The sequence below is a fragment of the Comamonas sp. GW821-FHT11H03 genome (assembly GCF_058807955.1).
This window is the reverse complement of sequence record NZ_JBXARF010000004.1, coordinates 56,570-70,837: the sequence shown is the minus strand read 5'-3', so window position 1 is coordinate 70,837 and position 14,268 is coordinate 56,570. Positions and strand designations below refer to the sequence as shown.

The 14,268-nt window shown below is 63.1% G+C and carries 14 protein-coding genes; 9 read left to right on the top strand and 5 right to left on the bottom strand.

Annotation, left to right across the window (positions count from 1 at the left end; all coding sequences use genetic code 11):
* Window positions 1–146: 146 nt before the first annotated feature.
* The 3 genes from AC1RTQ_RS10690 to AC1RTQ_RS10680 all read right to left on the bottom strand — a co-directional run bounded on the left by AC1RTQ_RS10690 (window position 147) and on the right by AC1RTQ_RS10680 (window position 3,024).
* On the bottom strand, window positions 147–1,148 hold the full coding sequence (locus tag AC1RTQ_RS10690) for an alpha/beta hydrolase fold domain-containing protein (RefSeq protein WP_492875585.1): 1,002 nt from the start codon (window positions 1,146–1,148) through the stop codon (window positions 147–149).
* Entirely contained in the window at window positions 1,145–2,101 is a 957-nt protein-coding gene (locus AC1RTQ_RS10685; RefSeq protein WP_492875583.1) for a class I SAM-dependent methyltransferase, read from the bottom strand. The genes AC1RTQ_RS10690 and AC1RTQ_RS10685 overlap by 4 nt, the downstream gene beginning before the upstream one ends.
* Window positions 2,102–2,205: 104 nt before the next feature.
* Complete coding sequence (locus tag AC1RTQ_RS10680) at window positions 2,206–3,024, bottom strand: transcriptional regulator, PaaX family protein (protein ID WP_492875581.1); 819 nt, start codon at window positions 3,022–3,024, stop codon at window positions 2,206–2,208.
* A 106-nt stretch (window positions 3,025–3,130) separates the two neighbouring features.
* Between AC1RTQ_RS10680 and AC1RTQ_RS10675 the strand changes: the two genes are divergently transcribed.
* Together AC1RTQ_RS10675 and AC1RTQ_RS10670 are read left to right on the top strand one after the other, a co-directional pair.
* Window positions 3,131–3,913 (top strand): crotonase/enoyl-CoA hydratase family protein, encoded by a 783-nt coding sequence (locus tag AC1RTQ_RS10675; protein ID WP_492875579.1) that lies wholly within the window; start codon window positions 3,131–3,133, stop codon window positions 3,911–3,913.
* A gap of 33 nt (window positions 3,914–3,946) precedes the next feature.
* A complete protein-coding gene (locus AC1RTQ_RS10670) occupies window positions 3,947–5,509 on the top strand; it encodes a class I adenylate-forming enzyme family protein (protein ID WP_492875577.1) in 1,563 nt (520 codons plus the stop codon).
* Here AC1RTQ_RS10670 and AC1RTQ_RS10665 read toward each other — a convergent pair.
* Window positions 5,503–5,808, bottom strand: coding sequence for a hypothetical protein (locus tag AC1RTQ_RS10665; RefSeq protein ID WP_034368605.1), 306 nt, complete (start codon window positions 5,806–5,808; stop codon window positions 5,503–5,505). The genes AC1RTQ_RS10670 and AC1RTQ_RS10665 overlap by 7 nt on opposite strands.
* A 115-nt stretch (window positions 5,809–5,923) precedes the next feature.
* Here AC1RTQ_RS10665 and AC1RTQ_RS10660 point away from each other — a divergent pair, with 115 nt between their 5' ends.
* From AC1RTQ_RS10660 to AC1RTQ_RS10640, 5 genes are all read left to right on the top strand, one after another.
* On the top strand, window positions 5,924–6,640 hold the full coding sequence (locus AC1RTQ_RS10660; RefSeq protein ID WP_492875575.1) for a methylated-DNA--[protein]-cysteine S-methyltransferase: 717 nt from the start codon (window positions 5,924–5,926) through the stop codon (window positions 6,638–6,640).
* Between the two features lie 270 nt (window positions 6,641–6,910).
* On the top strand, window positions 6,911–7,702 hold the full coding sequence (locus AC1RTQ_RS10655) for an SDR family oxidoreductase (RefSeq protein ID WP_034368600.1): 792 nt from the start codon (window positions 6,911–6,913) through the stop codon (window positions 7,700–7,702).
* 126 nt (window positions 7,703–7,828) lie between these two features.
* Window positions 7,829–8,251 (top strand): PaaI family thioesterase, encoded by a 423-nt coding sequence (locus AC1RTQ_RS10650; protein ID WP_053283987.1) that lies wholly within the window; start codon window positions 7,829–7,831, stop codon window positions 8,249–8,251.
* Window positions 8,252–8,383: 132 nt separating this feature from the next.
* On the top strand, window positions 8,384–9,400 hold the full coding sequence (locus AC1RTQ_RS10645) for an NADP-dependent oxidoreductase (RefSeq protein WP_291604947.1): 1,017 nt from the start codon (window positions 8,384–8,386) through the stop codon (window positions 9,398–9,400).
* A 187-nt stretch (window positions 9,401–9,587) separates the two neighbouring features.
* Entirely contained in the window at window positions 9,588–10,493 is a 906-nt protein-coding gene (locus tag AC1RTQ_RS10640; RefSeq protein WP_492875572.1) for an SDR family oxidoreductase, read from the top strand.
* A 46-nt stretch (window positions 10,494–10,539) separates the two neighbouring features.
* Here the strand turns inward: AC1RTQ_RS10640 and AC1RTQ_RS10635 are convergent, their stop codons facing one another.
* Window positions 10,540–11,097 (bottom strand): Lcl C-terminal domain-containing protein, encoded by a 558-nt coding sequence (locus AC1RTQ_RS10635; RefSeq protein ID WP_302090388.1) that lies wholly within the window; start codon window positions 11,095–11,097, stop codon window positions 10,540–10,542.
* Between the two features lie 246 nt (window positions 11,098–11,343).
* On the opposite strand from AC1RTQ_RS10635, the gene AC1RTQ_RS10630 reads away from it, so the two are divergent.
* Together AC1RTQ_RS10630 and AC1RTQ_RS10625 are read left to right on the top strand one after the other, a co-directional pair.
* Window positions 11,344–12,552 (top strand): multidrug effflux MFS transporter, encoded by a 1,209-nt coding sequence (locus tag AC1RTQ_RS10630; RefSeq protein ID WP_492875570.1) that lies wholly within the window; start codon window positions 11,344–11,346, stop codon window positions 12,550–12,552.
* Window positions 12,545–13,990: an MFS transporter gene (locus tag AC1RTQ_RS10625; RefSeq protein ID WP_492875568.1), complete on the top strand. Its 1,446-nt coding sequence runs from the start codon at window positions 12,545–12,547 to the stop codon at window positions 13,988–13,990. The genes AC1RTQ_RS10630 and AC1RTQ_RS10625 overlap by 8 nt, the downstream gene beginning before the upstream one ends.
* Window positions 13,991–14,268 lie beyond the last annotated feature (278 nt).

Below are 14,268 nucleotides of genomic sequence, written 5' to 3'. Positions count from 1 at the left end.
TCATGACTATGAAAGATATGGCGGCGAGCGCCGCATGCTTGATGCATCAGCGTCGAGGTATTGCATTTGAAAGGGGCGGGGCGGCGCCCGGCGCCGTGCAGCGTACACCCGCAGGGCCATGCCGCTACCCGTCTGGAGAGCAAAGCTTATTTGCTCTGAGGGCGTTGGCGGCCTATTAGTTCCGCCCAGGCCGAGCAGGCAAGCTCGACCTGCTGGCGTGCCGCTGGGCTGGCAGCCAGCATGCGCGCAAAGCCGTGGACCATCGCCCGGGCGCGCAAAAGCTGCAGCGGTGCGCCCAGTGCCTGGGCCGCATGGGCAAAGGCTTCGGCCTCGTCGCGCAGAATATCGTGGCTGGCTGTCATCAAAAGTGTAGGCGGCAGATGGGCAATGGCTGCGCTGCAGCGGCCCGGCGTCAGCCATTGCGCGGCCTGGCCGTCGGGCCGGCCCAGTTCCTGCCAGTAGCGCTGCATGGCGGCGGGGGTGAGCCCGAAGCCTGTGGCAAAGCGGCGCATGCTCTCGTTGTCCTGATCGGGCTGCAGCGGCGGGTAGAGCAGCAGCAGGCCTGCGATGCGGGAGGCATCGGTGGCTTGCTGAATCTGGCGCACGGCCGCTGCCAGTGCCAGATGGGCGCCAGCGCTATCGCCTCCGAGCAGGACCTGCTCAGCCGCAAAAGGCAGCAGCCCGCGCATATCGCTCAGCCATTGCAGCACGGCCATCACATCGTCCAGCGGCGCGGGAAAGCGGCTCTCCGGCGTGCGACGGTAATGCACGGACAGCACGGTATGGCCAGTGAACTGGGTCAGATGCTCACACAGATCGTCATGGGTGTTGAGATCGCCCACCATCCAGCCGCCACCATGCAGCCAGACCAGTGTCCGGCCGCTGCCCGCGCCTTGTCGGCGATAGCTGCGCACGCAGATCTCGCGGCCCTCGGCCGCTACAAAATGCTCGGCCCTGGAAATGCCGGGCAGGGACGAGCGAATCAGCCCGGCCTGCAGCTCGCTGAGCAGGCGCCGGCGTTGCACATAGTCGAGCTGTGGGGTCGGCGTGTCCGCATCGAGCCGGGCAAAGCGCTTAAGCGTGGCTGCCAGAGCCGGGTCCAGGGGTTGTAGAGGCAGGCTGCGGCCCTGATCTGAGCCCTCGCTCATGGCTGCAGGGCCTCTGTCAGCGCAGGTGCGCGATAGACCATGACCTTGAGGCTTCGCTCCTCGTCCACATCGGCAAATACGGCCGGGTTGGCCAGGCGTTCCACGAACTGCAGCTGGGGAGCGATTTCCGCCATCTGCTCGCGCAGAAAGTCGGTGCCGAGTTCGGGTGCGTTCAGGCACAGCAGGACCTGGCCGCCCGGCACCAGCAGATCGGGCAGGCGGCGCATCAGGCGCGCATAGTCCTTGGTGGCGATGAAGCTGCCTTTCTGGTAGCTGGGCGGGTCCACGACGATCAGGTCGTACGGCCCGCTGCGGTTGATCTTGCCCCAGCTGCTGAAAATATCGTGAGCGGCAAAGCTGGCGCCGGCCTTGACGCCGTTGAGCTGATGGTTGTGCTGACCCGTGGCCAGAGCGCTCTTGCTCATGTCCATATTGAGAATCTGACCGGCACCGGCCAGCTTGGCCACGACCGAGAACGCGCAGGTGTAGGCAAACAGATTGAGCACCTTCATGCGCGCGGGCCGCTCATGGGCCAGCACCTGTCGGCGCACCCAGTCGCGGCCGGCGGCCATGTCGAGGAACAGGCCGTGGTTCTGCCCGCGCGAGATATGGACCAGATATTTGGCGCCGTTCTCGGTCACCACATGCGGCTCGGGCAACTCGCCGGCCATGATGCGGGTTTCGACCTTGCCGCCGCTTTCGCGGCTCTGGAAGGCCCAGGTCAGAGGCAGCCCGGCCGGGGCGATCTGCTGCCAGCGCTGCTCAAGTGCCTGACCGATCTGGCTCAGCTGGGCTTCCTCCATGAGGGCAAAGCTGGTCAGCACGATGACGGGTGCAAAGGCATCCAGCGAGATCTGCTCGCAGCCCGGATACCGACCGCCGCGGCCATGAAAGATGCGCTGGGCATCGGTAGGAAAAGGCATCTGGGCAATGGCGTCGAGCAGGGCTTGCATGGGGGGGCGCAGAACTAGCCCTGCAACCGAGGCAGGGCATCGCGAATTGGTGATGAAAAGGGCGCCAGTGTATGCAGTTAGCAGCGTCTTTGCGCGGCTTGCCATCAATTCTGGCTGGATTGCAGGATGGCATTGTGCATGTCGGCCCTGGACAGGGTCTGTTCCCCTTTCTGATCGAGCCATGCGGTCCAGAGCTCAATGGCACGTTGCTGGTAGCTTCGCAGCTCTTGCTCCAGACTCAGTCTGGAGTTCGATGGCATGAGCTCTTCCGGCAGCAAGGGGTCCCGCAGCAGGTGGGCTATGGCCGAGCGACCCAGCAGCAGCGATTCACGCACGGCGCTTGGCAGCGGCATGCCGTCCAGTCTCCGGTGGCTGCTGAAAATCACGCTGATCCAATGCTTGTGGGCTGCCTCCAGTGCCTGGGTGTTCCAGAGCTTGCGTGCCTGGGCCTCGTGCAGTGTGTCAAACCGATGAATCTGCATCAGGCAACTGCCTGACGCGATGCCCAGTGATTCCAGCTCGGCCTGGAACTCGGTGAACGGAATGCGCAGATTGTCAGGGCGTATATGCAGCTGAGGACCAAGCGTTGCAAAGCCGCGCAACCCCAGCGCGCGCTGATGACGGCGCCATAGGGATTTGTCCGCTTTGGAGGTGGATGCGTCCTGTAGCGCAAGCCACTGCCCATGCCAGGGCTGACGCAACTGCTCACGTCGGTGCCAGTTGTCCACGATATGGGCGAGATGAGAGCGCTGGAGCCGGGCCAGATACATACCGCGCTCGGGTCTTTCCACTTTGCCGGCCGATATCAGGCGACTCAGGCAGACGCGGACCGCATTTTCCCCAATGCCGAACAAGGCTGCAGCCTGGGTGATGGCAATGGCGGAGAGCGGAATGGCGCGTGCCACCAGCAGGTCCAGTATCAAGTCCGTAGCAGAAGGGCGTCTTGGTAGAACATTACATGATTTGTCCATGATGGAGAAATATTGAAAGCTTTACTAGCATGAGCGTCAAGACAAAAGGAGACAGCGCATGCGGTTTGTGCAATTCGAAATCAATGGTCCGGTCTGCACCATCACCATGAATCGGCCCGACAAGCGAAACGCTGTTCACCGGCCTATGGCCGAGGAGCTGCGCGACGCCTTTTTGCGCTTTGAGTGCGATGAGGCACTGCGTGTTGCAGTGCTGACCGGCAGCGGGGGGCATTTCTGTGCCGGTGCTGATCTGGCGGCGGTGGCAGAGCCCGGGTTGCGTAACGAGCTGGATTTCGAAGGCGGCGGAAGCGGCCCCATGGGGCCGACACGGCTTGAATTGAGCAAGCCGGTGATTGCGGCCATCAGCGGCTACGCGGTAGCCGGAGGGCTGGAGCTGGCGCTGATGGCCGATCTCCGCGTGGCTGACGAGTCCTCCGTGTTCGGAGTCTTCTGCCGCCGCTGGGGGGTGCCGTTGATTGATGGGGGAACGGTGCGCCTGCCGCGGATGGTGGGAATGGGCAGGGCGCTGGACATGATCTTGACCGGCCGGCCCGTCAAGGCCGAGGAAGCTCTTTCCATGGGGCTGGCGAACCGGCTTGTGCCTGCCGGGCAGGCTTTGGAGGCGGCAAGGGCGCTGGCGCAGCAACTGGCCGCATTTCCTCAGCAGTGCATGCGCGCCGATCGCGCTTCGGCCTACGCGCAATGGGACATGACTCTGGCCGATGCCCTGCGTAGCGAGGGGCGAAAAGGGGCTCCGGTGGTGGCTGCGGAGGGAGCTGACGGCGCTGCGCACTTCACCCGGGGCGAGGGACGTCATGGGCAGTTTGGCGGTGATCGCTGACAAGGCTTGAAACTGAAACAGGAGGAGATCACGATGACGAGCTATCAGTACGGCGGCATGCATGCCGGGCAGCCCACCTATATCGAACTCATACGACGCGGAGCACGCCAGCATGCGGATCGCATAGCCCTTGTGTTTGGAGAGGAAAGCCTCAGCTTTTCCGAGGTCGACGGGCTGAGCAGCCAAATCGCCCATGCCCTGTACTCACAGGGAATCAAGCAAAACGATCGCGTGGCATTGCTGATGAACAATGGCTTGCTCAGCGTACCGCTGGACTTCGCTTGCGCCAAGGCCGGACTCAATCGTGTGCCTCTGAATGCGCGCCTGTCTTTGGCTGAGCATGTACAGATGCTGCAGGAGACTGGCTGCATCCACCTGATCTTTGGGCAAGGTCTGGAGCAGCGTGCTGCACAAATCAAGGCAGAGCTGCCGGCGCTTTGCTGCCTGGGGCTTGGTGCGGCCATGCCGGGTGTCGTGGATCTTGGTGCACTGGCTAGCCGTCATCCCGCGCAAGGGCCGGACATCGAGGTGCAGCCCGATGACATCGTGCTGACTCTGTTCACCTCCGGAACCACCGGGGCCTTGAAGGCTGCCCAGCATACCCAGGCATCTTTTGCCAGCATCTGCCGCAATGTGCTGCTCAATCTGTTGCCGGCCACAGCGGATGACGCCATGCTGCATGCCGCCTCCTTGATTCACGCCAGTGGTGTGTTTGTGCTGCCGTTCTGGCTTCGAGGTGGGCGCACCGTCATTCTCCCGAGCTTTGAGCCGGGCCGGTTTCTGGAGGTGCTGCAGGCGCAGCGCATCACCGCCATCAACCTGGTGCCGACCATGCTGCAGATGTTGCTGGAACATCCGGATTTCACCAAAGTCAATGTCTCGGCACTCAAGTATGTGATCTATGGCGCTTCACCCATGCCGCGCAGCGTGCTGCAAAAGGCCATGGAGCATTGGGGAGCCCACCGCTTCTGGCAGTACTACGGGCAGACCGAGGTGCCTTTGTGTCTGGCGGTTCTGAGGCCCGAAGACCATACGCCGCAGCTCATGGGATCGGCCTGCGGTCAGCCCTGCTTGGATGTTGAGCTGCGCTTGCTGGACGAACAGGGGCGGGATGTGACGCCGGGCGAGCCGGGGGAGATCACCGTCAGGGCACCGTCGGCGGTGCGCGGCTACTACAACGCCCGGCAACTCAATGAGGAGACTTTTACCCCCGACGGCTGGGTGCGCACGCGAGACATGGGTCTGCTTGATGCTCAAGGTTTTCTGCATCTCAAGGATCGCAAGTCCGACATGATCATCACGGGCGGCTACAACGTCTACCCGCTGGAAGTCGAAAATGCCTTGCTCACACATCCCGCAGTACGCGAATGCGTGGTGGTAGGGCTGCCGCACGACAAATGGGTCGAAGTCGTGACTGCGGCGGTGGCCCTCAGGGACGGGGCGCAGGCCAGTGAGCAGGAGCTGGTTGCCCATGTGGCGACGCAGCTGGCTTCGTACAAAAAGCCACAGCAGGTGATTTTTGTACAGGAGATTGCAAAGACGGCGGTGGGCAAGCTCAACCGCCGTGCCATGCGCGAGCGGCTCAAGCCTCAGTAGGCTACCCGCCGCACATCGAAGAAACAGCTTTCGGTGCCGCCAATGCCTTGCAAAGCGGCTTCAGCTGCGGCGCGGGCGGCTTTCATCCAGCGCTGGAATGTGAGCTTGGCGTCGTCGGTGATCTCTTCTGGCGGGGTGTCCTCCAGGCCCTGCACCAGAGACAGGGCTTCGCCGACCTGTTCTTCCCCGCCCAGCTGGCGGGCCAGCACGCGGGCATAACGGGCCTCGGCCTGCTGGCGCTTGTCCTCGGGCAGCTCGGGGTAGTCGCACAGAGAGACGGTGAAATGGGCTTCTTGCATGTCCATATATCCACAGTGTTTTGACTGTGTAAATATACAGTAATTAACTGTTTTTGTATCCAGTCTTTTGAAAATTTTTGCGTGGGTCCAAAGACGGCGTTTGTAGACTGTGTGCATGAATCACGCTGCTTCGCTGCCATTTCCCGGCCATGCCTTGTTTGTCACGCGCATCGGTGCATGCGGGCTGGCCTGGAATGCCAGTGCCATCTGTGCCGTGCAGCTGCCCGAGGCCAGCTGGGGCGAAACCCGGGAGCGCATGCTGCTGGGCCTGTCCAAGCGCCATGCGCTGCAGCGCCAGCGCGGGCCTGCGGCCTATGGCGCCGTGACCTCCATCTCCGCTGTTCCGGGCTTTGCCGTGCAGGCCATGGCCGGGGTGCAGTGTCTGCTGGCTGGCGTGAACTCGCAAAGCGAGCAGGGCTGGGCGCAGCTCGGCGCAGAGGCTGCGGTGGTCGGCGTGCTGGGCGATATGCGGCAGGCCTTTGAGCATAGGCCGGGCGGCGTTCTGCCTGACCTGCAGAAGATTGCACTCGATGAATTTGCCGTCCCTGCATTTCACAGCCGGGTCTATGCTTTCACGCGCGCCCTGGCGCCGGGACGGACCAGCACCTATGGAGAAGTTGCCTCAGCGCTGGGCGAGCCCGGTGCGGCGCGCGCCGTGGGTCAGGCGCTGGGGGCCAATCCGTTTGCGCCGATTGTTCCCTGTCACAGGGTACTGGCCGCAGGGCGGTCGCCGGGCGGGTTTTCGGGCGGACAGGGCGCTTTGACCAAGCTGCGCATGCTGGAGCTGGAAGGCGGGGCCTGGGGCGGCACACAGTCGCTGTTTGCCGATTGAAAGCGCTTGACACGATTTTCACTGCTTCGGCACAACGCCTGGTCACAGCCTTTGTGCTGTCGGCAACTGCGTGCCCGCTCCCAAAGCCGTGACCTGCGGGTTCTGAAAACGACTGCCGCGATGGGCCTGCCACCTGCGGGACAGCGTCGACACGCAGGTGACAACACGGGGCCTAAGGCGCCCGCACAATTCATGCAGCTTTTGACGGGCAGGCCTTGCAAGGCGCTGCGGACCCGGTTTGAACCTTGATAACAAACAGGAGACATGAGAATGACACGTACGGTGCAGCAACTTTTCGATCTCTCGGGCAAGACGGCCCTGGTGACCGGCGGCTCGCGTGGCCTGGGTCTGCAGATGGCGCATGCGCTGGGCGAGGCAGGCGCGAAGATTTTGCTGAGCTCGCGCAAGGCCAAGGATCTGGAGGAGGCCGCAGCCGAGCTCAAGGCCGCAGGCATAGAAGCCGACTGGATTGCGGCCGACTGCTCGGACGAGGCCGACATCGCCCGTCTGGCCAAGGAGGCCGTGCAGCGCCTCGGCCATGTGGACATTCTGATCAACAATGCCGGAGCCAGCTGGGGCGCCCCGGCAGAGGACCACCCGACGGCGGCCTGGGACAAGGTGATGAACCTGAATGTGCGCGGCTATTTTCTGTTGAGCCAGCAGATTGCCCGCCTGTCCATGCTGGAGCGCAAGAGCGGCCGCATCATCAATCTGGCATCGATCGCCGGCCTGGGCGGCAATCCCACGGGCATGAAGACCATTGCCTACAACACCTCCAAGGGCGCGGTCATCAATTTCACACGCGCGCTGGCCGGCGAGTGGGGCGAGCATGGCATCACCGTCAACGCCATCTGCCCGGGCTTTTTCAAGACCAAGATGGCGGCCGTGCTGATCGAGACGCTGGGTGAGGACGAAATGCGCTCTCATGCCCCGCTGCGCCGCCTGGGTGACGATGAGGATCTCAAGGGCCTGACGCTGCTTTATGCCAGCGACGCCGGCAAGCACATCACCGGTCAGTGGATGGCGGTGGATGGCGGCGTGAGCGCTCTGGTCGGTGGTTGATAGTGGCGCATGAAGGGTGAGTCATGTTTTTTGTGCGGCGCAGCATTTTGAGGTTGTCCGCCGCGCTTACATTCACGGTTCAGCTGCTGCGGTCTGCGGCGCATCACTCTTCTGAAAGGTCTCGCGGTGTTGTCATTTGGTCCTGAAATTCCCTTTGTGCATGAGCTGGGCTTCACCCTCCACAAGATGGAGGACGGTGAGTCCGAGCTGCACTTCACACCGCGTCCCGAACATCTGAATTCCTTTGGCGTCACCCATGGCGGAGCCTCGATGACGCTGATGGACGTGACCATGGCCGTGGCTGCGCGCAGCGTGGATTTCGATCTGGGCGTGGTCACCATCGAGATGAAAACCTCGTTCATGCAGGCGGCCAACGGCCCGCTGGTGGGCAAGGGCGTGCTGCTGCATCGCACAGGCACCATGGCTTTTACCGAAGGCCGCATCTACGATGCACAGGGCCGACTCTGCGTACATGCCACGGGCACTTTCAAGTACATGAAGCGCAAGCCCAAGGCGGACGGCGAACTGCAGGCTCTGGCCACAGATTGAGATAGACAGGCTGCTACTGTTTTATGAGCTAGTAGCGCCCGTTTAGTATGTGTTTTAGGTAGAAAATGCTGTCAAAGTCTTTAAGGTAAGGCGCTGATAGCTATCAAATTGAAGTTCTAACAGGAGACAGATATGACGGTCAATCAGCAGATCCTTTTGGACAACCGCCCCCAGGGTGAGGCGGTGGAGAGCAATTTCAAGCTGGTGCAGTCGCCGCTGCCCACGGTGGGCGAGGGCCAGGTGCTGGTGCGCCACCACTATCTGAGCCTGGACCCCTATATGCGCGGCCGCATGAACGACTCCAAGAGCTATGCCCAGCCGCAGCCGTTGGGCGAAGTCATGCAGGGCGGCACGGTGGGCGAGATTATCGAGAGCCGCCACCCCAAGTTCAAGGCCGGCGACAAGGTGGTCGGCATGGGCGGTTGGCAGGAGTACTCGCTGCTCGATCCCAGCGTGCCCGGAGCGCTGCGCAAGGTCGACACCACCCATGTGCCGCTGTCCTACTACCTGGGTGCGGTGGGCATGCCGGGCGTGACGGCCTGGTACGGCCTGGTCAAGATCATCAACCCCAAGGCCGGTGAAACCGTGGTCGTCAGCGCCGCGACCGGTGCCGTGGGCAGCGCCTTTGTGGCGCTGGCCAAGGCGCGCGGCTGCCGCGTGGTGGGGATTGCGGGCGGGGCTGAGAAATGCCGTTACGCCGTGCATGAGCTGGGCTTTGACGCCTGCATCGACTACCGCGAGCACCCCGATGTCAAGACCATGGCCAAGGCCTTGAAGGACGCTTGCCCCAACGGCATCGACGGCTATTTCGAGAACGTGGGCGGCTATATCTTCGATGCCGTGCTGCTGCGCACCAATGCCTTTGCGCGTGTGGCCCTGTGCGGAATGATTGCCGGCTATGACGGCCAGCCCCTGCCGCTGGCCAACCCGGCGCTGCTGCTGGTCAATCGCATCAAACTCGAAGGCTTTATCGTCAGCGAGCACATGGAAGTCTGGGGCGAGGCCCTGACTGAGCTGGGCGGCCTGGTGGCTGCCGGCAAGCTCAAGCCGCGCGAGACGATTTCCCAAGGTCTGGCCTCGGCGCCCGGCGCGTTTCTGGGCCTGCTCAAGGGCAAGAACTTCGGCAAGCAGCTGGTAAAACTGATTTAACCCCCTGAGGCGCTTTGCCTGGGCGGCCCCGCGCCTTCCCCTAGCCGGGCCGCGCTAGTGAAGGGGGACAACATCCTCGCTGTGGGGCGGCGCGGCCGGCATAGGCCCTTGCTTGACGTTTCTCGTTGGGGCTGCGTCCATCTTCCGCATCGCGGGTGTATTCGTAGAAAAATATCCGGAGACAAGAATGATCACGAATTTCAAGGGAAAGACGGCAGTTTTGACGGGTGCGGGCTCTGGCTTCGGGCTGGAATGCGCGCGCATTGGAGCTGCCAGGGGCATGAATCTGGTGCTGGTCGATGTGCAGCAGGAGGCGCTGGACAAGGCCGAGGCCGAGCTCAAGGCCGCCGGAGTCAAGGTGCTGGCGCGCAGGGTCGATGTGTCGGATGCGGCCCAGATGGAGCGACTGGCTGCCGAAGTCAAGGAGACCTTTGGTGCGCCGCACTTTGTCTTCAACAACGCGGGCGTTGGCGCGGGCGGCCTGGTCTGGGAAAACACGGTGGCCGACTGGCAATGGGTGCTGGGCGTCAATGTCTGGGGCGTGATCCATGGCGTGCGCCTGTTCACGCCCATGATGCTGGAGGCCGCCAAGGCCGATCCCGCCTATGAAGGCCATATTGTCAACACCGCCAGCATGGCAGGTCTGCTGGCGCCGCCGAACATGGGTATCTACAACGTCAGCAAGCACGCGGTGGTGTCGCTGACCGAGACGCTGTACCAGGACCTGGCCCTGGTCTCGGACCAGGTCAGCGCCAGTCTGCTGTGCCCCTTCTTTGTGCCCACGGGCATAGGTCACAGCGAGCGCAACCGTCCCCAGGGCCTGGAGGCGCAGCCTTTGACGGCCAGCCAGAAGATAGGCCAGGCCATGACCGACAAGGCGGTGGGCTCGGGCAAGGTCACGGCAGCCGAGGTGGCGCAGAAGGTGTTCGATGCCATTGCCTCGGGCCAGTTCTATATCTACAGCCACCCGCAGGCCCTGGGCTCGGTGCAGGTGCGTCTGGAGGATGTGGTGCAGGGCCGCAACCCGACGGATCCGTTTGCGCACAAGCCCGAACTGGGCGAAAGCCTCAAGGCGGCGCTGCGCGCCGGCTGAGTGTGCGGGACTTGAAAAGGCCTTGCCGTAGCGGCAAGGCCTTTTTTCATGGTGCGCTTGAAGTCTGGGGGCCGAGCTCGGCCTCGGTGGCCGGGCGCACCAGGCGAAGCAGCAAGGCGTTGCCCTTGCCCATATCGGGCACCGCCTGCAGAGTCTCGGTGTTGACCGCCCAGGCCTGCTGGGCCGAGAGGCCGGAGAGGCTGCTGGATTTGTCCACCTGGGCGTAGTTATAGCTGTTCAGACGCTGGGCATTCACGGCGGCCGTGCCCGTCCAGTGCCAGTCGCGTGGCGCGTTGGGAAAGAGTTCGGGGTTCAGGCCCTGGGGCTTGCTGCTGCGGTCCAGCAGGCGCTTGAGCTCATTGACGCGTGGCAGGCGCCAGCGCAGGTTTTCGGCCTTGCTGCGTTCTGCGGCATGGCTCATGGCCTGCTTGTAGCTGAAGACCTCGGCGCTGCCGGCACAGGCTTTGCCATTCCAGCTCATGCCCTCGACGCAGCGCGGCCAGGCCAGCTTGGCACGGGTGTCTATCACCATGCTGGCGTCTGGCGAGAGCTGAAAGGCGGGCAAGGGCGCTGCCGTCTGGGCGCTGGCGGTGTGAGTCAGCATGCAGAGCGCGGCCAGAGCGGGCAGCGAGAGGGAAAAGAGTCGGTTGGAGGAACTTGCAGCAATCACGGCAGGATCAGGGAAGGTTCGCAGTAGCTCGATTGTGCGAGCTGCTGGCGCAATCGTTGCGCCGATGACTGGGTGGAAAGCAGCGCTATTGCTGGCGCTGTACTCTGAGCCTGCGCTGCTATGCATGAAAACAGCGCTCGTCCAGCAAATAAATCAAGTTACCACGACAATCAGGCCCCTATGCAAGCTTCTGTTTCCCTGCGTCTGGTGCTGATTTTGGGCCTGTTGTCGGCCATCGGTCCCTTTGCCATTGATATGTATTTGCCCGCGCTGCCGCAAATTGGCGCCAGCCTGGGTGCCGAAGTCGGCGCTGTTCAAGCCAGCCTGACGGCGTTTTTTCTCTCGATCGGCGTTGGTCAACTTCTTTACGGCCCGGTCTCCGACATGGTGGGCCGCAAGCCGCCGTTGTATTTTGGTCTGGCGGTATTTGCAATTGCCAGCGTGGGTTGCGCGCTGGCCCCCAATATCGAGATCCTGGTGGCTTTTCGCTTTATGCAGGGCCTGGGCGCTGCCGCTGGCATGGCCGTGCCGCGTGCCGTGGTGCGTGACTTGCATACCGGCCATGCCGCTGCGCGCATGATGTCGCTGCTGATGCTGGTCTTCAGCGTCTCGCCCATTCTGGCGCCGCTGGCTGGCAGTGGCGTGATTGCGGCGGCAGGCTGGCGTGCCGTGTTCTGGGTGGTTGCAGCCGCCGCCTTGCTGGGTTTGATTGCCACCTGGCGCGGTGTGGAAGAGACCCGCACGGCCGAGGCGCGGCTGGACAGCAGCCTTGGCGGCGCGCTCAAGGCCTATCTGAGCCTGCTGCGCGACTGGCATTACCTGGGTCTGGTGTTTATCGGTGGTTGCGCCATGGCGGGCTTTTTTGTCTATCTGGCAGGCTCGCCCTTTGTGCTGATCAACTATTACGGCCTGTCGTCCACGCAGTACAGCATGGCGTTTGCTTTTAATGCCATTGCCTTTATCGGGGCATCGCAGCTGACGGGGCGGCTAGGTCAGCGCTTTGGCCTGGTCAATGTGGTCAAGGCAGCGGCGTCGGCTTCGGGCTTCACCATGGCGGCCTTGCTGGCCTACTACCTCATGGGTGGCGAGCAACTGGCAGTGCTGATCGTGCTGTACTTCATCGCCAGTGCCTTCATGGGACTGGTGATTCCCACCACCTCGGTGCTGGCGCTGGAAGAGCATGGTGAGATTGCCGGTACGGCCTCGGCCCTGCTGGGCACGCTGCAGATGCTCAGCGGCGCGGCGGCCATGCAGATCGTGGGGCATTTTTCCAACGGCGAGCCCCTGCCGATGGTGGTGGGCATGGCAGCCGGAGCGCTGGTAGGCGTGGCGCTGACCTGGATAACGCTGGGCAAGTTGGCCGGTGCAAAGCGAGCCGCCCATGACTGAGCCCGCGAATGAAGCTGGGCTCAAAGCTCCTGCGGCTTATGACGGCCTGCCCGATGGCGCGCGTGGCCGCGCCATGTTGGTCATTATTCTGGGTCTCACCCTGTCGGTGCTGGACAGCAGCATCGTCAACCTGGCCTTGCCCGCCATTGCGCGCGAGCTGCAGGCCAGCTCGGCCCTGACGCTGTGGGTGGTCAACGCCTATCAGCTCGCCGGTCTGGTGCTGCTGCTGCCGCTGGCAGCGCTGGGTGAGCGCCTGGGTTACCGGCGCATCTATCTGCTGGGCATGACGGTGTTTGTCATTGCATCGGTGGCGGCCACGCTGGCCAGCTCGCTGGCCACTCTGATTGCGGCGCGCGTGTTTCAAGGCATGGGTGCGGCCGGCATCATGAGCGTGAATGCGGCGCTGGTGCGATTGACCTATCCGCGCGCCATGCTGGGACGCGGCATGGCCATCAACTCGCTGGTGGTGGCGACCTCGTCCATGGCCGGGCCTTCGGTGGCCGCTGCCATCTTGTCGGTCGCCAGCTGGCCCTGGCTGTTTGCCATCAATGTGCCGCTGGGCTTGATGACCTTGTGGATGGGGCGCAAGGCACTGCCGTCCAATCCCGTGGTGCGCAAGGATGGCGAGCCGATAGCGGCGCTTGACGTATTGCTCAATATCCTGATGTTCACTCTGCTTTTTCTGGGCGGTGAGCAATTGGGCGTGCGCATGGGGCAGGATCAGGGCGCTGCGGGCAGCTCGCTGATGGCTTCGGGCTGGTGGTTGCTGGGCGCCGGGCTGGTGGTCGGATATGTCTATCTGCGCCGCCAGTGGCACAAGGCGGCTCCTTTGTTTCCGGTCGATCTGCTGCGCATTCCCGTGTTCCGGCTGTCGATGTGCGGCTCGGTCTCTGCCTTTTGCGCGCAGATGCTGTCCTATCTGGCCCTGCCATTTCTGCTGCTGGAGGCGCGCGGTCTGTCACCCATGGAGGCAGGCATGCTGATCACGGCCTGGCCGCTGGCCACCGTGCTGACGGCGCCAGTGGCCGGGCGCCTGATCGGCAAGTATCCCGACGGACTGCTGGGCGGCATCGGCATGGCGATGTTTGCCTGCGGACTGTGGCTGCTGGCGGCCATGCCGGTCGATGTGGCGCACTGGGACATGGTCTGGCGCATGCTGCTGGCGGGCAGCGGCTTCGCGCTCTACCAGTCGCCCAACAATCACACCATCGTGACCTCGGCCCCCATGTCGCGCAGCGGTGCAGCGGGCGGTATGCTGAGTTCGGCCCGCATGACCGGGCAGACGCTGGGTGCCGTGGTGCTGGCCACCATCTTTGCCATCTCGGGCGGGCATGGCGGCAATGCCGAACTGCTGGCGCTGGCTGTGGCCGGCTGTTTTGCGGCGCTGGCCGGAGTTTTCAGCATCTTGCGTGTACGCACGGGCAAGCCGCAGCATTGATTTGGCAGCAAAAGCGGCTTCTGTACTGAAATTGATGGCGCTGCCGGCCATTGATTGCGGAGTGCGGCGGGGACCGGCTCTAGTCCGTTATGAGGTGGAGCCTTGTAGTCAAGGCTTTCTACAGTGACGCCACCAAGCCGATGGCGCAGCGTGTCTTGCATGCCTGTGTGACAGAAGAATGGCAAGTGGGTGATTGCTGGCATGTCATCGCGCTCTCGGCTGCTTTACATTTTATTAATATTGTCGGCGCACAATGTTGACAAGTTCCTTAGTTCAGA